Origin of the sequence: Blattabacterium sp. (Cryptocercus kyebangensis), assembly GCF_003226855.1 — a bacterium.
Classification (GTDB): Bacteria; Bacteroidota; Bacteroidia; order Flavobacteriales; family Blattabacteriaceae; genus Blattabacterium.
In genome coordinates this window covers 251,096-270,554 of sequence record NZ_CP029820.1, presented here as the reverse complement: position 1 = coordinate 270,554, position 19,459 = coordinate 251,096, and the positions used below count along the sequence as shown (strand labels likewise).

Below are 19,459 nucleotides of genomic sequence, written 5' to 3'. Positions count from 1 at the left end.
CTATTTTTTACATGTTTTTTTTCTTAATTACCTTATATAAAATTCGAATACTCTAATAGGATCACCAAAATACCTAAAGAAAAAACATTATTATTCCAATAATGTATTCCTAAGAAAAAAAAAGTTATTGCACTATAAGTAATAACAAAAAATTTTCCGATTTTATTATATATATTTAGGAGTTTTTCATTCCATCTTTATAGATAGATCCACAATATTAGAAAAAAATACAGTCAAAGGAAATATAAAAAATTTATAGAAAAAAAACTTTTTATTAATTTTTTTTCTGTTTTTTTTTTTCAAATGAGTTTTTTAAACATTGATTCGTTAATTCATTTAATTTTTTTACTTTAAAATCAAAATTTCCTTTCAATTTTTTTCTTATTTCATGCATTTTAATCAATACTTCATTTAATTCATGAGGTAAAAAATACGAAAAAATTTCTTTTAAACGTTTAGCTATAGTAGGAGATTTACCATTGGTAGAAATGGCTATTTTTAGATTACCTTTTTGTACAATAGATCCAAGATAAAAATCACAAAGTTCAGGTTTGTCAGATACGTTTACTAGTTTATGCATTTTTTTTGCATCTTTTTTTATTTTCTCACTTAAAATTAGATTATTAACAGCAACAATAATAACATCCATATTTTCTAAATCGGATACCCCATATGATTTTTTAATTAATCTTATGGAATTAAATAATTTAGATAGTTCATAAAATCTTTGATCAATATGAGAAGCTATCAGATTAATTTTTGTATCAGGATTATTTCGTAATACGGTATTTAATTTTTCTAAAGCAGTTTTTCCTCCTCCAATAATTAAAAGAGAAAGTTTTTCTAACTTTAAAAAAATCGGAAAAAGTCGATTATTTTCTTTTTTTATCCTCATTAGATTATACAATCCATTTCTTTCTAAAAGAAAAATTTCCTAATTTTTCTCCAAAAAATCTTTCTTTTTTAAAAAAATAAAAAATAAGATCAAGTTCCTTTAAAATAGAAAATTCATCCATATTTTTTTTATATAGTTTATTCAAACGTCTTCCTTCTTGATCCCCTCCTAAATAAAGATTATATCTTCCATAAGAAACCCCTACCAATCCTATTTCTGATAAATAAGGACGAGAACAACCATTGGGACATCCGGTCATACGAATAATAATATTTTCTTTATCCAACTGATACTTTTTTAAAATAGTTTCTATTTTAGATATTAAATGAGGAAGATAACGTTGTCCTTCAGCTAATGCTAAAGGACAAGTATTAAATGCAACACAGGCCATAGAATTTTTTCTTATAGAAGAAAGACTATTCATATAATTGTAAATTCCATATTTATCAAGAAAAAATTCTATTTTTTTTTTATCATTTCTATGAATATGAGTTAATGTCATATTTTGATTACAAGTAAATAAAAAATCACATATTTGATATTCTGCTATTTTTAATAAAGCAGATTTTAATTTAAAATTTTTTCTATCAAAGATTAGACCATTTTCTATAAAAAAAGTATAATTCCATAATTTTCTATTATCTTGAATCCAACCAAAATAATCACATCTTTCTGTAAAAAAAAATGGGTGTTCTTTTTTTAAAAAAAATCCAATTCTTTTTTCTAATTTATTCTTAAACCAATCGATTCCATAATGGTCTATGGTATATTTTAAACGAGCTAATTTACGATCTCCTCTATTTCCATAATCACGTTGAATTTTTAAAATTTCGTATATTATTTTTAGTATTTCTTTCTCAGAATCATAAAATCCAATTACTGTACCTAATCTAGAATAAGTTTTGGAATTTCCATGTGTAGTAGATAATCCTCCTCCAACAGATATATTAAATCCTTGAAATTGGTTATTTACGATAATAGCTATTAATCCTATATCATTTGCAAATACATCTACATCATTATTTGGAGGTATAGCTATTGCTATCTTAAATTTTCTAGGCAAAAAACAATCCAGGTAAAGAGGTTCTTTCTTTTTTTTTTCAAGAATTTTTTTTTCATCTAACCATATTTCATAATAGGCTCTTGTTTTTGGAAGTAACATTTTGCTAATTTTTAAAGCATAGTTAAATATTTCTTCATGAAAGTATTTTCCAATATATGTACTACATACCACATTTCTATTAACATCACCACAAGTAGCAATAGAATCCAATTTTTCAAGATTAAAAGATTGAATAGTAGGTTTTATTTTAGATTTTATTAATCCATGTAATTGAATAGTTTGTCTAGTTGTAACTTTGATTACTCCGGTTGAATTTTTTTCCGAAATTTTATGTATAGCTATCCATTGTTTAGAATTAATAAGACCTCCTGGGATTCTTAATCGAATCATAAAAGAAAAAAAACGATCTAATTTTTTTTTAGATCTTTCTTCTCTTATATCTCGATTATCTTGTTGATATAAACCATGAAATTTAACTATAATTTTATCCTGATCATCAAGGCCCCCAAATAATTCATTTTTTAAACTATCGATAATAGTCCCTCTAAGACCTAGACTTTCTTTTTTTATTTTTTCCTCTCTTGTTTTTTTTTTTTTTTCTAAAAAACTATCTTTTTTCATATTATCAATCAATTTAATTCTAAAAAACAATTTTTGAAAAAATTAGTATACATCTTTTAAATAACGTCCATCTTCTATCATTTTTTTTACAAAAAATTCTGGAGAAGAATATCCCCCAACTTCTTTTATTATACGAAATATAGTGTTTTCAACATCTATACTCATAGAAATTTTTTTTCCACAAACGTATACATAAGCCCCATTTTTTATCCATGAAAAAAATTCTTTCCTATTTTCCCATATTTTATTCTGTACATATATTTTCTCTTTTTGATCTCTAGAAAAAGAAAGACTTACATGATGTAGTATTCCATTTTTTTTCCAATTTTGTATTTCCTTCTGATATAAAAAATCCGTGTAAAAGTGTTGGTCTCCAAAAAAAAGCCAATTTTTACCCGTAGATCCTATAGCTTCTCTTTCATATAAAAAAGAACGAAAAGGAGCTATTCCTGTTCCAGGTCCAATAAGGATAATATCCTTATTATTGGATTCTGGCAACTTAAATAAATGATTTTTGTGTATATAAAAGAATAAATCATCCCCTACTTTTAATTTAGAAAGAAAATTTGAACAAAATCCATATCTAATTTTTCCATTATTCGTTTGAAAACGATGACGTGATACTGTAATATGTATTTCAGAATGATGTACTTTAGGAGAAGAAGAAATAGAATATAATCTAGGTTTTATAGGATCCATTATTTGAACCAAATCTTTTAAAGAAATTTTCTTTCCTATAGGAAATTCTTTTAAAAGATCAAAAAAGATCCATTCTCTATTATTAGGTATATCTTTTCCTACCAATAAAGAATATTTTTTTAACATATTCCTGGATAAATAAAAAATACTCAAGTTTTTTTTCAATAAATTAAAGATCATTTTTACTTCATTGGAATTTTCCAGTATATCTTTATCTTGTAAAAGATTTATAATTTTTTTGACTTCATATTCAGAATTTTCAGCTTTAACAGCTATAGAATCTCCTGGAAGATAATCGATTTTTTCCGATTCATTTTTTTGAATTAAAATTTCAATATGATAAATTTCTTTATTAGATCCTCTATCTTTATCATTTAAAAGTATTTTAGTCAAAATTTTTCCATGAATCTTTTTTTTACCATCCTTTTTTTGGAATATATTTTCTTCCAGTTTTTTTATTTTAAAAATATTTAAAAAGTTTAAAAACCAACTTTCTGCTCTTGATTCAAAATCAACATCACATTTATATAAGGGGATCTTCCTATCTGCTCCCATTTCATATAAACGTTTATCTAAATCCTCTCCAGCTTTACAAAAAAAAGAATAAGAACGATCTCCTAATGCTAATACTCCATATTTCATATTATCTAAACGAAGATTTTTTTCTTGAAAAAGGAAATTGAAAAAAGATCTTGCGGATGAAGGGGGCTCTCCTTCTCCATGTGTGCTAATAATTATGAAAAAATAATCTTCTATTTTTAAATCTATAAAACGATATTGATCTAAACTTATTAATCTAATTTTAATTTTTTCTTTTTTAGCTTTTTCTACAATAGAAAATGCTAAATTTTTAGCATTTCCAGTTTCTGTTCCATATACAAGTGTAATTTTATCTTTATTCTTTTTCAATTCTTTCGAATTTTTTTGAAAAGAAGAGAATATTCCAGATATATATCCATACATCCAAATAATTTCTTCTTTAGAAGAATTTTTTATTAATTCTACAAATACTTTATTTTTTGATTCAGATAACATTTCATTCAAATTAAAAAAACATAAATAAATAGAAAAAAACAATAGGATTTTAATAAATAAAATAATTCTTTTTATCGAGAAAATTGGATCTATAATTCCATTTAAAATAACTATATAGATTGACTATTTTTCCAAAAATCACTAAAGAAGGAGATAAAAATTTTTTTTCTTTTTTTATCATATCTTTGAAATTATAAAGAGTACTTGTATATACTTTTTGCATAGGAGTTGTAGCTTGTTCTACAATTGCTATCAATTTATCTGTGTAAAGATTCCTTTTATTCATCATCAACTTATCCATAATATGATATAATTTATGAACACACATATAAAATACCAAAGTATCCTTAGTTTCCATAAATTCATTCCACTGATTTTTATCAATAGAATTTGGATTATGAAGAGTAACAAAACGTACTGAAGAGGCATATCCTCTTGCTGTGAGAGGAATTCCTGTATAAGCAGAAGCTCCTATAGCTGCAGTAACTCCTGGAATAATTTCATAAGAAATATCATATTTTTTTAGTTCCATTAACTCATCCATAATATTAGAAAAAATAGAAACATCACCTCCTTTTAATCGGACTACATATCTTCCTTTTAATGCATGATAAACCATGAGATGGTTAATACTTTTCTGAGTATGAGTAAAAAATGATTTTTTCTCCTTTTTATTATGCATATCATTATACTTACCTACATAAATAATCTTTCTTCTAGGATTTAAATATTTATTTACTATTTCAGGACTTACAAGACGATCTACCAATACTACTTCAGATTTTTTTAAATGATTAATAGCTTTAATGGTAATTAAATCAGGATCTCCTGGTCCTGCTGAAATAAAAATTACTTTTTTCATATTTAAAAAATATATAGGAAATCATAAAAAAAGATTCTTCACTGAGATATACCTTTCTCCAGTATCATAATTGAATGTAAGTATCCTTGAATTTTTAGAAAAATTAGGTAATTGTTTTGCAATAGCAGACAAGGAAGCTCCAGTAGAAATACCCACCAAAATTCCTTCTTTTCTGGCTGTTTTACGAACGTAACTAAATGCTTCTTTTTTGGAAACTAAAAAAGTTCCATCCAATATATTTTTATTTAAAATAGTAGGAATAAAACCAGCTCCAAGTCCTTGTAATTCATGAGGATTAGGCTTACCTCCAAATATAACTGGAGACTCTACAGGTTCTACAGAAAATATTTTTATCATCGGAAATTTTTTTTTTAATACTTCTCCTATTCCAGTAATATGACCACCAGTTCCAACACCCGTAATAAAATAATCTATTCCATCAGGAAATGATTTTATAATTTCTTTTGCTGTAATGTATTTATGAATATTGGTATTAGATAGATTATCAAATTGTTTTGGTATCCAAGAATTAGGAATTTTACGACTTAATTCTTCTGCTTTTTTTATAGCTCCCTTCATTCCTTCTTCTCTAGGAGTAAGAAAAAATTCCGATCCAAAAATAGAAAAAAGTTTTCTTCTTTCTATACTCATAGAATCAGGCATTACTAGAATAAGACGATACCCTTTTACAGCTGATACCATGGATAATCCTATTCCAGTATTCCCAGAAGTAGGTTCAATGATTACATTTCCTTTTTTAATAATTCCTCTTTTTTCTGCATCTTCTATCATTGATAAGGCAATTCTATCTTTAATACTTCCTCCAGGATTACTCTTTTCCAATTTCATCCAAACTTGATGATATGGATACAATCGACGAAGAAGTACATGAGGTGTATTTCCAATAGTTTGCAATATATTTTCTACTTTCATTTTTTTTATTGGTTAACCTTTCTTTATATTATATAATTAATAGGGGTAGAAAAAGGACTATTATTCCTCATTTTTATTTCACTTTTTTGATAAACTATGGAAAAAGGAGGGATGCTATGTGTAATCCATACATTTCCACCAAGTATACTATCATGACCAATCACTGTCTCCCCTCCCAAAATTGTTGCTCCAGAATAAATAGTAACTTGATCTTCTATAGTTGGATGACGTTTTTGATTGGCCAATTTTTTATTTACATGAATAGCACCTAAGGTTACTCCTTGATATATTTTAACACTATTTCCTATTTTCGTACTGGATCCAATTACTATTCCTGTTCCGTGATCAATAACAAAAGCTTTTCCTATTTCTGCAGAAGCATGAATATCCACTCCAGTTTTACTGTGAGCATATTCGGTTATAAGTCTTGGAAGAATTGGGATTTTTAAAATCCATAGTTGATGAGCTATTCGGTATAATGCAGTAGCAAAAAAACCAGGATAAGATAGAAAAATTTCCTCTATAACTGTTGCCGCAGGATCAAAATTTAATATAGCATTAGCATCTGTGATCAATATTTGATAAATATTAGGAATATGTTCAAAAAAATTTTGAACATATTTTTTGGACTTTTTTTCTTCAAAGTTAAATTCAATGAAAATAGAATATAATTTATGTTTTAATTTTTGGTAATTTTTTTTTAAGGAATCTATTCCTTCTAAAAGATATTGATCCGGGGTAAAAAGAAAATGAAATAAATCTTCTAAAAATTTTTCATATGTATTCTTATTAAAAAATGGATATTTCCATTTTTTTTTATTATTTTCGAATAATTTCTTTAAAAAATTTGGATTAGACATTTTTTTAATTTTTTCATGATTGAATCATACAAGCCGCTACTGTAGAATAACTTATCTCATCTATTAAAATAGAGCATCCATTTTCTTTTATTTTTTTATAAGGATCATGTGGAATAGGATTAGATGTTTTTATTCTAACTTTTACCAAATCATTTAATCTTGCATTTTTGGGATATTTTTCTTTTTTTAAAGTATTGACATCTATACGGTAAATGATATCTTTTATCAAAGCCGGTACTTGTAAACTATGAATTTGAAATAAATATTTATCTCCTCGTTTCAATAAACGTTTTTCCATCCAACAAAGAAGAACATCAAACTCTTTAGAAATTATAGGAAGATCCTCGTTACTCTTTACAAGAAGATCTCCACGGGAGATATCTATTTGCTCTTCTAAATACATAATGATGTTTTGAGGAGCAAATCCTTCTTGAATTTTTTTTCCATTCATTTCTATATATCGTATTTTTGTATGAAATTGAGAAGGATAAACAATGATTTCATCACCTACCCTATAAATACCACTAATAATTTTTCCTGCATATCCACGAATACTTCCATGAATATTTTTCGAATGTAAAACATATTGTACGGGAAACCTAGAAGGTTCTAAATGAGGATATTTTTGAATAACAATATTTTCTAACAAAGAAAGTAGGCTAGACCCCGTATACCATTTCATAGAAGACGATTTATCTACAACATTATCTCCGTTTTTTGCACTTATTGGAATTTTTTCTATTATTTTCAAACCTACTCTACGAGCAGTCAATTGATACTGACTTATTATAGCTTTGTATACTCTAAAATCATAATTAATCAAATCCATTTTATTAATAGCTAAAATAATTTTTGGAATATTGAGAATTCCAAGAATTAAAGAATGTCTTTGTATTTGTTCTACTACTCCATAACGTGCATCAATCAATACAATAGCTAAATCTGCATTGGAAGCTCCTGTTACCATATTTCTAGTATATTGGAAATGTCCAGGAGTATCTGCTATAATAAATTTTCTTTTAGATGTAGAAAAATATTTATAAGCTACATCAATAGTTATTCCTTGTTCTCTTTCAGCACGTAATCCATCTGTTAATAACGATAAATCTATTTTTTTCTCATATTTTATATTTTTTTCCATGATTTCAGATAATTGATCTATCCATACAGAATGACTATCATATAATAAACGTCCAATAAGAGTACTTTTCCCATTATCTACACTTCCCGATGTAATGAACCTTAAAGTATCCATAATTTTTTAAAAATATCCTTGTTTTTTTCTATCTTCCATGGAATTGTCTGAAACAGTATCATCAATTCTTGTTTGTCCTCTCTCACTTATTTTTGTATTTAAAAGTTCCTGGATTATTTGTTCTACATTTTTAGCCTCTGATTCTATAGCTGCCGTACAAGTCATATCTCCTATAGTACGATATCGCAATTTTTTCACATGAATAGATTCATCATTTTTAGGCTGAATGATCTTAGAGATAGCTATCCATTTTCCTTTAAAATTAATAACTTTTCTCTTATGTGAGAAATAAATGGAAGGCAATAAAATATTTTCTTTTTGGATATAATTCCATACATCTAATTCTGTCCAATTACTGATAGGAAAAATTCGCATATTTTCTCCTTTATGTATTTTTCCATTATAAATATTCCATAATTCAGGTCTTTGTAATTTTGGATCCCAAAATCCAAATTCATTTCGAATAGAAAAAATTCTTTCTTTAGACCTAGCTTTTTCTTCATCTCTACGTCCACCTCCAATACATGCATCAAATTGGAATTCTTCAATTGTATCTATAAGTGTATATGATTGTAAAATATTTCTATTAGGAAATCTTCCTTTAGGTTCAGATAAATTTCTACTTAAAATAGTATCTTCTACTTTACGTATAATAATTTTCTCTTCTATTTTTTTTACAAAAAAATTTCTAAATTCTAAAGTTTCAGGAAAATTATATCCAGTATCTATATGGACCAACGGAAATGGAATTTTTCCAGGTCTGAAAGCTTTTAAAGCCAAATGAACTAATAAAATAGAATCTTTCCCACCTGAAAATAACAAAGCGGGTCTATCAAATTGTCCTGCTACTTCTCTATAAATATGGATGGTTTCTGATTCTAATTGTTCCAAATAATTTAAATGATAAGTTTTCATATTCATCTTAATCCACTTTATATCATTATTTTTTTGATTCCAAATTTTTAAAATGCAATCCACATTCTTTTTTTACAGAGTTGGATTCCCACCACCAACGTCCACTACGATAATTTTCTCCATATTTCACTGATCGAGTACATGGAGCACATCCTATACTCAAATATCCTTTATTATACAAATGATTATAAGGAATATTATATTTCTTAATGATTTTTTCTATTTTTTTTAAATTCCAATCAAAAAGAGGATGATACTTAATTAAATTATAATTAGCGTCCCATTCTAAATCATTTAATTCTTTTCTTTCAATAGAGTGTTCTGAACGTAATCCAGTAATCCAAATTAAATTCCCTTTTAAAGCTCTTTTCAAGGGTTCTACTTTTCGTAAAAAACAACATTTTGTTCTATTTTTAACATTTTCATAAAAAGAATTAGGGCCTTTCTCTGATAAAAATTTTTCTAATCTATTCGGATCTGGAAAATAGGCGGAAATAGAATGATTATAAAATTTATTTGTATCTGACCAAACTTTATAAGTTTCTTTAAAAATCCTACCTGTATCTAAGGTAAATATTTTTATAGGAATTTTTCTATCAAGAATAAAATGAGAGATTAGTTGATCTTCGATATTAAAACTTGTAGAAAAAACTATTTTTCCGGAAAATATTTCTGAAAGAGTTCTTAATTTTTCTTCTATAAAAGAAGATCTTATTTTTTTTGAAAGATCAGATAAATATTTTTTTATGGGTTTTTCAATTTCATATTGTACCATACCATTATTAGAAGTAGATTAATTTTTAAAAAATCCTTTGAATGAATAAGAATTCAAAGAACGGAATATTGTAAATAAACCCCCTTTAAAAAACAAATATAAGAATTTCTTTTCTTAATATTTTATTAAAAATATGTAATATTATTATAAAATAATTCATTATGGTAATATGAAAAAAATAAAAGTTACTAATCCTATAGTAGAAATGGATGGAGATGAAATGGCCAGAATTATATGGAAGTATATTAAAAAATATTTAATTTTTCCTTATTTAGATATCAAAATTATCTATTTTGATTTAGGAATAGATAATAGAGACTTTACAGAGGATAAAATTACTATAGAAGCTGGTTATGCAATCAAGAAATATAATGTTGGAATAAAATGCGCAACAATTACACCTGATGAAGAAAGAATGAAAGAATTTCATTTAAAAAAAAAGTGGAAATCTCCAAATGGTACAATAAGAAATATTCTTGATGGAACTATTTTTAGAGAACCTATTATAGCAGGAAATATACCTCGTCCAATTCCAAATTGGAAAAATCCCATATGTATTGCTCGTCATGCATACGCAGATCAATATAATGCAATAGATATTCTTGTTAAAGAAAAAGGAAAATTATACCTTAAGTTTATACCAGATAATAAAAAAAAGAATTTTAAAAAATTTGAAATCCATCATTTTATAAAACCAGGAATTTCCATGGCTATGTATAATACTGATCAATCTATCTATGGATTTGCCCGTTCTTGTTTCAATTATTCCATTTACAAAAAATGGCCTCTTTTTCTCTCTACAAAGAATACTATTCTAAAAAATTATGATGGAAGATACAAAGACATTTTTGATGATTTGTATAAAAAAGAGTTTTTGTCAATTTTTGAAAAAATTAAAATTACTTACGAACATCGTTTGATTGATGATATGATAGCCTATGCGATAAAATCTAATGGAGGATTTGTATGGGCTTGCAAAAATTATGATGGAGATGTTCATTCGGATACTATAGCTCAGGGATTTGGTTCTCTAGGAATGATGACTTCAATGTTGCTAACTCCAGATGGAAAAACAATGGAATCAGAAGCAGCTCATGGAACAATAACTAGACATTATAGATTATATCAAAGAGGATTAAAAACATCTACAAATCCTGTTTCTTCTATTTTTGCTTGGACTCGTGGTCTTAAACACAGAGCCTTTTTGGATAAAAATTCTAGTTTAAAAAAATTTTCGGAAGATCTGGAAAAAACTTGCATAGAAGTAATAGAATCAGGAACAATGACTAAAGATTTATTCAAACTTTTATACGGATATAATACTTATGAAAATAGAATGAAAAACTACAACTACTTAGATACAGAATCTTTTTTTAGTGTGTTAAAATCTAATTTTGAAAAGAAAATACTAGAGTAAAATTTAATTTTTATTTATAATATTTTCCATCAGTTTATTTTTAATTTCTTTTCTTTTAAACTTACCCAAAGTATTTTCTATAAAATTCTGTACAAAAAAGATATTTTTGGGTTTATAAAATCTTGTTTTCCCTATAAAAATTGATTTTGGAATTTTAACAGAATAAGGAGATCCTTCAATAATTAGTATTACTTTTTCTCCCAATATTTTATCTGGAATCGAAGAAATAAAAAATCTTTTGTAAAAAGGAATAAAAGGAGATATTATTTTTTCTACCAATTCAGGAATAATTTTTATCCCCCCGCTATTAATAACATTATCGTATCTACCTATCCAATTAAATTTATATATAGAAATCATATGAACAATATCATTGGTTTGAATAAAGGAGTTCATACAATATGGAGAAAATATTCCTAAGCAATTTCTTTTATCTATACTAATAGATATATTTTTTAATGTTTGATAATAATTAGTTTTATATAATCCATTAATCTTTTTTAAGGCTATATGACCCAATGTTTCTGTCATTCCATAAGTAGCATAACAAATAGTAGAAACATTTTGTAATTTTTTCTCTAAATCAATGGAAATTGGGCTACCTCCTATCAAAAGAATTCTTATTTTCCCCAAATTTTTTAAACTATAATAAACTTGCATTGGAACCATAGATACAATATCAAAATATTCTTTTATATTTTTCAAAGGATTAGATGATGGAGGAATGCAATAAATATCCCACTGAAATATAATAGCACGAATCAAAAACATTTTTGCTGCTATAGAATCTGGAGATAAACATAAAAGACCTCGAATTTTTTTATCTTTTAGATTTAAAAAGTCGACCGTTTTTTTTGCATATTCATACATATATTTTTTATTTAGAAAAATTTTTTTAGGAATCCCAGTTGTACCAGAAGTAAAATTAATCAATACCGATTGATTCCCATTATTCCAATTTTCTAAAAAAGAAAAAATAGATTTTTTCCATAAATATAAAGGGTCCTCCTTAAAAATTAAATTATTCGATCTTTTTTTTGAAGAAAAATTAATCCTTATTTTTAAATAAGATTCTTGAACTTCCATATTTTTAATGGATTATACCAAATACAACCTTTTTTTATATGCAAAGGAGAATAAAAATCATTATGAAAATATCCTATATTTAATCCATGAACTCCCGTATTATATTTTTCTTCCATTTTAACAGTCCATTGTGCTATTGCATTAATTCCTATTTTACTCTCTAAAGAAGAACTCATACACCATTTTATTTTTCTTTGATATGCTTCTATTATCCATTCCTTGGATCCGGAGAAACCTCCGCATATACTAGGTTTTAATATTATATATTTAGGGGATATAATATCTAATAACCTTTTTTTTAATTTTAAATTATTAATTCCTACTAATTCTTCGTCTAATGCTATAGGTAATTTTGATTTTTTACATATCTTGGATAGATCTTTCCAATTTCCAGATTCTATAGGTTGTTCCACTGAATGAACAATACTTATATCATAAAGCTTATTAATACAATATAAAGCCTCTTTACTATTCTTAAAAGATCCATTTGCATCAACACGTATTTTTATATATGGATACTTTTTTTTTATTTTTTTTAAAACTAAAAATTGATAAGGAAATAATTTTGGGCTTATTTTCATTTTAATAAATGAAAACCCCCTATCAATCTCTTTTTCTATCTTTTTTACTTCATTTTCTACCTTAAATAAAGAAAATAACCATATTAAGCTATTGATAGAAAGACCCAATTCTCCATTGGTAAATTTAGAATCATACAATATTGGATATCTATTTTCTAATCCTAGAAATGCTTGTTCTAATCCAAATAAAATTGAGGAATAAGTAATATAGGAATGATAATAATAAAATTCTTTTTTTTTAATGATATTTATTCTATCAGAAAGATATCGCAATTCTTTTTCATAACGATCTAAATTTTTAAATGAAAAATTATCCAATAATGGATTACATTCTCCAATTCCTATCTTATCTTCTTTTCTTAAAATTAAGAACCAAATTATATTATAATGGAATGTTCTTTTAGAATTTTTTATTTTTCCTTTAAAAAAAAATTTATGCTTTCTTAAAAAAGAATTTATTATCATATTAAAACCTATTTAAAATATTTTAAAAATTAATTTTAAAATAGGATAAATTAAATACATATAGATTCTCCCATTTCTAATAAAAAAAGTTGTTTTTTCTTATCAAGAAATTTTTCTTTTGCTTTTTTTCGATCAATTTTTATTGATTCAAAAGTATCGTAATGTACCCCTAATATTTTATCACATTGTAAAAAATTTGAAGCAATAATAGCTTCTTCAACATCCATAGTATAAATTCCTCCTATAGGAAGAATAGATATTTTCAAATTTCCAAATTTAGGAATAAGATTCATTTCATATGTTAAAGAAGTATCTCCAGATAGATAAATATTTCCTTTATCTGTATGTAAAAGAAACCCCCCAGGATTTCCTCCATAAGTTCCATCATTAAAAGAACTAGAATGAGAAGCCCAAACATATTTTAATTTTCCAAATGGAAAAGAAATGAAAGATCCATAATTTATTCCATACGTTTTTAATCCTTTTTTATTAAAAAAATTAGATATTTCATAATTTGAAATGATTAAAGAATTAAATTTTTTTGCAAAAAATTCTACATCACATACATGATCATAATGAGCATGAGTTAATAAAATATAATCAATTCTTTCAAAAGATTGGATATATTTATTTGATAATAATGTCCTTTTTTCTAGAATAGGATTTTCGGAAAAAAAAGGATCTATCAATAAAAAATTTTTATGTATTTCTAACATACATGTGCTATGAGTAAAAAAAGTAATTTTCATTTTTATTTTTTTTTGATTCTTTTATGAAGAAAAATATAGAGCTCCTATACCTATGCTCATAGAATATGAAAAAGTTAGTATAACTAACTTTTTTAGTTCATAATTGAAGTCTTTTGGATTATTTATATAAATAATTTTCTTTAAATGTTGTATCAAAAAAGGGATATTTAATATAAAAAAAATCCATTGGTAAAAATTCTTATAAATTAAAAAATTAAATAAAAATCCTAAAAGTATAGATAATATAACAGATAAAATATGGTATATTTTTGCATATTTAATCCCCAATATTCCTGCTACAGTATATTTTCCATTTTTATAATCATTATCTATATCTCTCATATTATTAATATTTAAAACAGAAATATTCAACAATCCTATTGATAAAGATAGAAAAAATATTTCCTTTGGAAATATTTTTGTATATAAAAAATAACTCCCTCCTATAGAAATAAAACCAAAAAATATTAAAACAGATAAATCCCCCATTCCTAGGTATCCATAAGGATAAGTTCCAATACTGTATTTAATAGAACTATATATACAAATCAAAATTCCTATAAAATAAAAAAAAAAAGGAAAATATTTTGTAATTTAATAGATTTATAAATTAATATAAATCCAAAAATAAAAGATAAAATAGAAAATATATTTATTGCTTTTTTCATTGAATTTAATGAAATTAATCCACTTTGAATCGTTCTATTTGGTCCAATTCGTCTACAATTGTCTACTCCCTTTATACTATCTCCATAATCATTTGAAAAATTAGCTAACATTTGCAAAAGTATAGCTGTTACAAGACATAAAAAATATGTACAATAATCTCCATATCCTCTGGATTTAGATATTAAGAAACTTAAAGTAATTCCAGAAGAAGAAAGGAGTAAAGTATGTAAACGAATTGCATAAATCCAATATTTTAAATTCATAAAAATTTTGTAAATTTTCTAAAATTTGGTTCTCTTTTTTCTAAAAAAGCTTTTTTACCTTCTTGTGATTCTTCCATTAAATAAAACATTAAAGTAGCGTCCCCTGCTAATTGCATTAATCCATGCTGTCCATCTAATTCTGCATTTAAACAACGTTTAATCATTCTCAAAGACATGGGACTCCTCTTTTGTATTAATTGACACCATTTTATAGTAGTTTTTTCTAATTTATTTAAGGGGACTACTTTATTAATTAATCCCATTTTTAAAGCCTCATTAGCAGAATATTTTTTACATAAAAACCACATTTCTCGTGTTTTTTTTTGACCAATATGACGAGCTAAATAAGAGGAACCGAATCCCCCATCAAAAGATCCTACTTTTGGACCTACTTGACTAAAAATAGCATTATTAGAGGAAATAGTTAAATCACAAACTACATGTAATACATGACCTCCTCCTATAGAAAATCCATTAACCATAGCAATAACCGGTTTAGGTATTTCTCGTATTTTTTTATAAAAATCTAAAATATTTAACCTTGGAATCCCATCTTTTCCTAAATAACCTCCCAATCCTCTTTTATTCTGATCCCCTCCAGAACAAAAAGCCTTTTCTCCATATCCAGTTATAATCAATACATCTATATCTCTTCTATCACGACATATATCTATAGCATCTATCATCTCTTCTACTGTTTCTACACGAAAAGCATTATGACATTCAGGTCTATTAATTTCTATTTTAGAAATTCCTTTCCAAAAACAGAATAAAATATCCTCATATTTTTTTATAGGACTCCAATTTATTTTAGAACACATGACAAAATAAAATAATTTATTTTTACAAAATAACAAAAAAAATACTTTTTTAATAATATTCTATGTATAGAAATTTTTTTGCAGTAGTCATAGGACTATCAGTTAGTATTATTGAAATAATTTATTCCATTAAATTAATAAAAAAATGGTTTATAAATATAGAATTCATTCCATTAAAAAATTTACAATATGTATTTGTTAATGCCCCTTATGAATTTTTTATAACCTTATTTTTTTTCTATGCTTTTAGTGCTTTATTAGGAGGAATTACAACCGCTTTTTTTGTACAGAATGCTAAAAAAGCTTATGCAGGATTAACAGGAATTATTCTATTTATTATTGCTTTTATTCACATTTTTTTATATACACTTCCATTGTGGTTCAAAATTATAATTCTTCCTATTTTTTTTCATTTTTCATATTTAGGAGGAGCATTTATAGAATTATTACAAAGAAAAAAATGGATAAATTAATAAATATAAAAAACCAGATAAAAATCCTATAAAAGCTAACCAACTAATTTTTTTTAAATACCAAAAAAAATCTATTTTATCCATTCCCATAGCTGTTATTCCAGAAGCAGATCCTATAAGAAAAATACTACCTCCTGTTCCAGACATATAAGCCATAAAATGCCAGAATTCATGATCTATAGAATAATTAAACATAGCTATAGTAGCTGCTACTAAAGGCACATTGTCTATAAAAGAAGATATTAATCCTAATATAAAAGTTTTTGTTTTCCATGAATAAACGATATGACTAATCCAATTAGATAAATCATACAGTTTCCCTAAAGATTCCAAAGAAGAAATAGAGAGTAAAATTCCTAGAAAAAATAATATACTAGAAAAATCTAACTTTTTAAATACTCTATCCATAGAAAAATGATTTTTATAATAAATATTAGTTATTAAACAAAGCATTCCAAATGAAAACATCATCCCCATATATGGAGGAATACCAGTTATAGTTTTTAAAATAGGAACAAATAATATAAGACCTAAGCCCAATTTTAATATCCAAAAACCTTTTTTAAGGTCTGATTTTGATAAATTATTTTTTTCTATTTGAATAGATCCGTTAAAAATAGGCATTAATGAACCTATAAAAGTAGAAACAAACATACATAAAGCCGATGGTATGAATACCTTTTTTATAAGATTTATAGTTGTTACTTTATTAGAAATCCATAACATTGTAGTAGTTATATCTCCTATTGGAGACCAAACTCCTCCTGCATTAGCAGATATAATGATTAATCCTAAATAATTCCATCGTTCTTTATAATTAACTATAATTTTTTTTAGAATAGTAATCATAATTATAGTAGCTGTAAGATTATCTATAATTGCAGATAAAAAAAAAGATAAAATATTTATTATCCATAAAAAATTACGTTTTGTATTGGAATAAAAAAAACTTACTAAAACTTCAAAACCGGAATACATATCAATAATGGATATTATTGACATGGATCCAATAAGAAAAAAAATAATTTCAGAAGCATTTCCTAAATGATGCAATAATAAGTAATTAGGATCTTTCCATTTAATTAAAGAATTATCTAATTCAAAAACGGGGATGTTCCAAAACATAATTAATGACCAACAAGTAGTTGCCATAAGAATAGATGGAATTACCTTATTTAAGGATATAAAATTTTCAATGGTAATAAATAAATATCCTATAATAAAAACTAATATGATTACTGATTCCATAGTTTTTTAAACTAAAAAAAATCGTTTTACGATTTTTTTTAGTTTAAAATCCATCTTGGATAATAAGAATTTTTTCCAAGTAATTCTTCAATACGCAATAATTGATTATATTTTGAAGTACGTTCCGAACGACAAATAGAACCTGTTTTAATTTGTTCAATATTAAAAGCAACAGAAAGATCTGCTATAAAAGGATCTTCTGTATCTCCAGAACGATGAGAAATAATATTATTATATTTATTCTTTTTTGCTATACTTATAGTTTCTAAAGTCTCTGTAAGTGTTCCTACTTGATTTACTTTTATAAGTATAGAATTTGCTATTTTTTCTTTTATTCCTTTATTTAATCTTTCGACTTGTGTAACAAAAAGATCATCTCCAACTAATTGAATTTCTTTTCCTAATTCACTAGTTAATAATTTCCATCCACCCAAATCATTTTGATCCATTCCATCTTCTATAGATATAATTGGATAACGTTTTGTTAAATAAGATAAATAATTAACATGTTCTTTTCTAGATTTTTTTACCTCTCCTTTACTTTCTTTTATTTTTTCAAATCTAGAATAATTATATTTTTCTTCTTGATAAAATTCAGAAGCTGCACAATCTAAAGCTATCCCTATTTGATCATAAGGTTCATAACCTGATAAGTGTATAGCCTCTAAAATATTATCTAATACGTCTTCAATATTATTAAAATTGGAAGAAAAACCACCTTCATCACCTACATTTGTTGATAAACCCTTTTCATATAAAATTTTTTTTAATTTATAAAAAACTTTATATCCCATTTGAATAGATTCAAAAAAAGTATTTGCACCCAAAGGAACTATCATAAATTCCTGAAATGCTATAGAACTATCAGAGTGTTTTCCCCCATTTACAATATTTATTAAAGGAACCGGTAGAGTATGTGCATATATCCCTCCCATATATTTATAAATAGGAATATTTAATTCTTTGGCAGCAGCTTTTGTTACTGCTAATGAAACACCTAAAATAGCATTAGAACCTAATCTACTTTTATTTTTTGTTCCATCTAGATTCAAAATTAATTGATCTATATATAATTGATCCATTACAGATTTTCCTATTAACTCAGGAGCAATAATATTATTTATATTCTGAACTGCTTTCAAAACTCCGTTCCCTAAAAAAGATTCTTTTTCTCCATCTCGTAATTCAACTGCTTCATTTTCTCCTTTTGAAGCTCCAGATGGAACTGAAGCACGTCCTAATATGTTATTGTTTGTGATAATATCTACCTCTATAGTAGGATTTCCTCTAGAATCTAATATCTGTCTTGCTTTAATAATTTTTATTTTTCTCATTATTCTATTGGGTTAATCCTTTTCTTTTTTCCACTACGTCTTACAGATTTTAAATTTTTTTTGGAATTATAAATATTATTAAAATCTACTAATTCAATAAGAGATAGTTTCGCCATATCTCCATAACGAAATCCCATTTTTATAATCCTTATATATCCACCAGGACGTTCTCGAACTTTTTTAAAAGATTCATTAAAAAGTTCTGAGACAGCAATTTTATCTCTCAATAAAGAAAATATATTTCTTTTGGAATGAGTTGTATTTATTTTAGACTTTGTTATAATAGGTTCCACATATTTTTTCAAAGCTTTAGCTTTAGCAAGAGTAGTAAAAATTTTTTTCTTTTTAATTAAGGATGAAGACATATTAGATAAAATAGATTTCCTATGTCCATATTTTCTTCCTAAATGATTATTTTTTTTTCTATGATTCATAAAAAT

General features: G+C 25.4%; 20 protein-coding genes. 2 read left to right on the top strand and 18 right to left on the bottom strand.

Translation table 11 applies throughout. The features are described from left to right. Window positions 1–274 precede the first annotated feature (274 nt). The 9 genes from DM815_RS01390 to DM815_RS01350 are packed head-to-tail and all read right to left on the bottom strand — an operon-like array spanning window position 275 to window position 9,913. A complete protein-coding gene (locus DM815_RS01390; RefSeq protein WP_110509383.1) occupies window positions 275–895 on the bottom strand; it encodes a bifunctional precorrin-2 dehydrogenase/sirohydrochlorin ferrochelatase in 621 nt (206 codons plus the stop codon). Window positions 896–899: 4 nt separating this feature from the next. Further along, complete coding sequence (locus DM815_RS01385; RefSeq protein ID WP_110508810.1) at window positions 900–2,579, bottom strand: NADPH-dependent assimilatory sulfite reductase hemoprotein subunit; 1,680 nt, start codon at window positions 2,577–2,579, stop codon at window positions 900–902. Window positions 2,580–2,621: 42 nt separating this feature from the next. Continuing rightward, window positions 2,622–4,313: a sulfite reductase flavoprotein subunit alpha gene (locus DM815_RS01380; RefSeq protein WP_110509381.1), complete on the bottom strand. Its 1,692-nt coding sequence runs from the start codon at window positions 4,311–4,313 to the stop codon at window positions 2,622–2,624. A 49-nt stretch (window positions 4,314–4,362) separates the two neighbouring features. Further along, entirely contained in the window at window positions 4,363–5,175 is an 813-nt protein-coding gene (cobA, locus tag DM815_RS01375) for a uroporphyrinogen-III C-methyltransferase (protein ID WP_110508809.1), read from the bottom strand. 21 nt (window positions 5,176–5,196) lie between these two features. Further along, window positions 5,197–6,108 (bottom strand): cysteine synthase A, encoded by a 912-nt coding sequence (gene cysK, locus DM815_RS01370; protein ID WP_110508808.1) that lies wholly within the window; start codon window positions 6,106–6,108, stop codon window positions 5,197–5,199. Window positions 6,109–6,131: 23 nt separating this feature from the next. Then, window positions 6,132–6,968, bottom strand: a complete 837-nt coding sequence (locus DM815_RS01365; RefSeq protein ID WP_110508806.1) for a serine O-acetyltransferase — start codon at window positions 6,966–6,968, stop codon at window positions 6,132–6,134. A gap of 13 nt (window positions 6,969–6,981) precedes the next feature. Continuing rightward, on the bottom strand, window positions 6,982–8,223 hold the full coding sequence (locus DM815_RS01360; protein WP_110508804.1) for a sulfate adenylyltransferase subunit 1: 1,242 nt from the start codon (window positions 8,221–8,223) through the stop codon (window positions 6,982–6,984). A gap of 6 nt (window positions 8,224–8,229) precedes the next feature. Beyond that, complete coding sequence (cysD, locus tag DM815_RS01355) at window positions 8,230–9,138, bottom strand: sulfate adenylyltransferase subunit CysD (protein ID WP_110509379.1); 909 nt, start codon at window positions 9,136–9,138, stop codon at window positions 8,230–8,232. Between the two features lie 25 nt (window positions 9,139–9,163). Beyond that, window positions 9,164–9,913, bottom strand: a complete 750-nt coding sequence (locus DM815_RS01350) for a phosphoadenylyl-sulfate reductase (RefSeq protein ID WP_110508803.1) — start codon at window positions 9,911–9,913, stop codon at window positions 9,164–9,166. Between the two features lie 169 nt (window positions 9,914–10,082). On the opposite strand from DM815_RS01350, the gene DM815_RS01345 reads away from it, so the two are divergent. Continuing rightward, complete coding sequence (locus DM815_RS01345; protein ID WP_110508801.1) at window positions 10,083–11,330, top strand: NADP-dependent isocitrate dehydrogenase; 1,248 nt, start codon at window positions 10,083–10,085, stop codon at window positions 11,328–11,330. Between the two features lie 3 nt (window positions 11,331–11,333). Here DM815_RS01345 and DM815_RS01340 read toward each other — a convergent pair whose 3' ends face one another. From DM815_RS01340 to menB, 6 genes are read right to left on the bottom strand one after another with little or no spacing between them, the layout of a single operon-like run. Beyond that, window positions 11,334–12,416 (bottom strand): AMP-binding protein, encoded by a 1,083-nt coding sequence (locus DM815_RS01340; protein ID WP_110508799.1) that lies wholly within the window; start codon window positions 12,414–12,416, stop codon window positions 11,334–11,336. Next, entirely contained in the window at window positions 12,392–13,462 is a 1,071-nt protein-coding gene (locus DM815_RS01335; protein WP_110508797.1) for an enolase C-terminal domain-like protein, read from the bottom strand. The genes DM815_RS01340 and DM815_RS01335 overlap by 25 nt, the downstream gene beginning before the upstream one ends. Before the next feature lie 50 nt (window positions 13,463–13,512). After that, window positions 13,513–14,211: a metal-dependent hydrolase gene (locus tag DM815_RS01330; protein ID WP_110508795.1), complete on the bottom strand. Its 699-nt coding sequence runs from the start codon at window positions 14,209–14,211 to the stop codon at window positions 13,513–13,515. Between the two features lie 21 nt (window positions 14,212–14,232). After that, window positions 14,233–14,763, bottom strand: coding sequence for a 1,4-dihydroxy-2-naphthoate octaprenyltransferase (gene menA, locus DM815_RS03240; protein ID WP_317046302.1), 531 nt, complete (start codon window positions 14,761–14,763; stop codon window positions 14,233–14,235). A 5-nt stretch (window positions 14,764–14,768) separates the two neighbouring features. Continuing rightward, window positions 14,769–15,143: a prenyltransferase gene (locus DM815_RS03235; protein WP_317046301.1), complete on the bottom strand. Its 375-nt coding sequence runs from the start codon at window positions 15,141–15,143 to the stop codon at window positions 14,769–14,771. Continuing rightward, window positions 15,140–15,964, bottom strand: coding sequence for a 1,4-dihydroxy-2-naphthoyl-CoA synthase (gene menB, locus DM815_RS01320; RefSeq protein WP_110508793.1), 825 nt, complete (start codon window positions 15,962–15,964; stop codon window positions 15,140–15,142). The genes DM815_RS03235 and menB overlap by 4 nt, the downstream gene beginning before the upstream one ends. Window positions 15,965–16,026: 62 nt before the next feature. Between menB and DM815_RS01315 the strand changes: the two genes are divergently transcribed. Continuing rightward, window positions 16,027–16,437: a hypothetical protein gene (locus DM815_RS01315; protein ID WP_110508791.1), complete on the top strand. Its 411-nt coding sequence runs from the start codon at window positions 16,027–16,029 to the stop codon at window positions 16,435–16,437. On the opposite strand, the gene DM815_RS01310 is transcribed toward DM815_RS01315, so the two are convergent. From DM815_RS01310 to rplQ, 3 genes are read right to left on the bottom strand one after another with little or no spacing between them, the layout of a single operon-like run. Beyond that, on the bottom strand, window positions 16,411–17,685 hold the full coding sequence (locus tag DM815_RS01310) for an SLC13 family permease (protein WP_110508789.1): 1,275 nt from the start codon (window positions 17,683–17,685) through the stop codon (window positions 16,411–16,413). The two genes, DM815_RS01315 and DM815_RS01310, sit on opposite strands and share 27 nt — an antisense overlap. 38 nt (window positions 17,686–17,723) lie before the next feature. Continuing rightward, window positions 17,724–19,019, bottom strand: coding sequence for a phosphopyruvate hydratase (gene eno / locus DM815_RS01305; protein ID WP_110508787.1), 1,296 nt, complete (start codon window positions 19,017–19,019; stop codon window positions 17,724–17,726). Further along, window positions 19,019–19,453: a 50S ribosomal protein L17 gene (gene rplQ, locus DM815_RS01300; protein ID WP_110508785.1), complete on the bottom strand. Its 435-nt coding sequence runs from the start codon at window positions 19,451–19,453 to the stop codon at window positions 19,019–19,021. The genes eno and rplQ overlap by 1 nt, the downstream gene beginning before the upstream one ends. Window positions 19,454–19,459 lie beyond the last annotated feature (6 nt).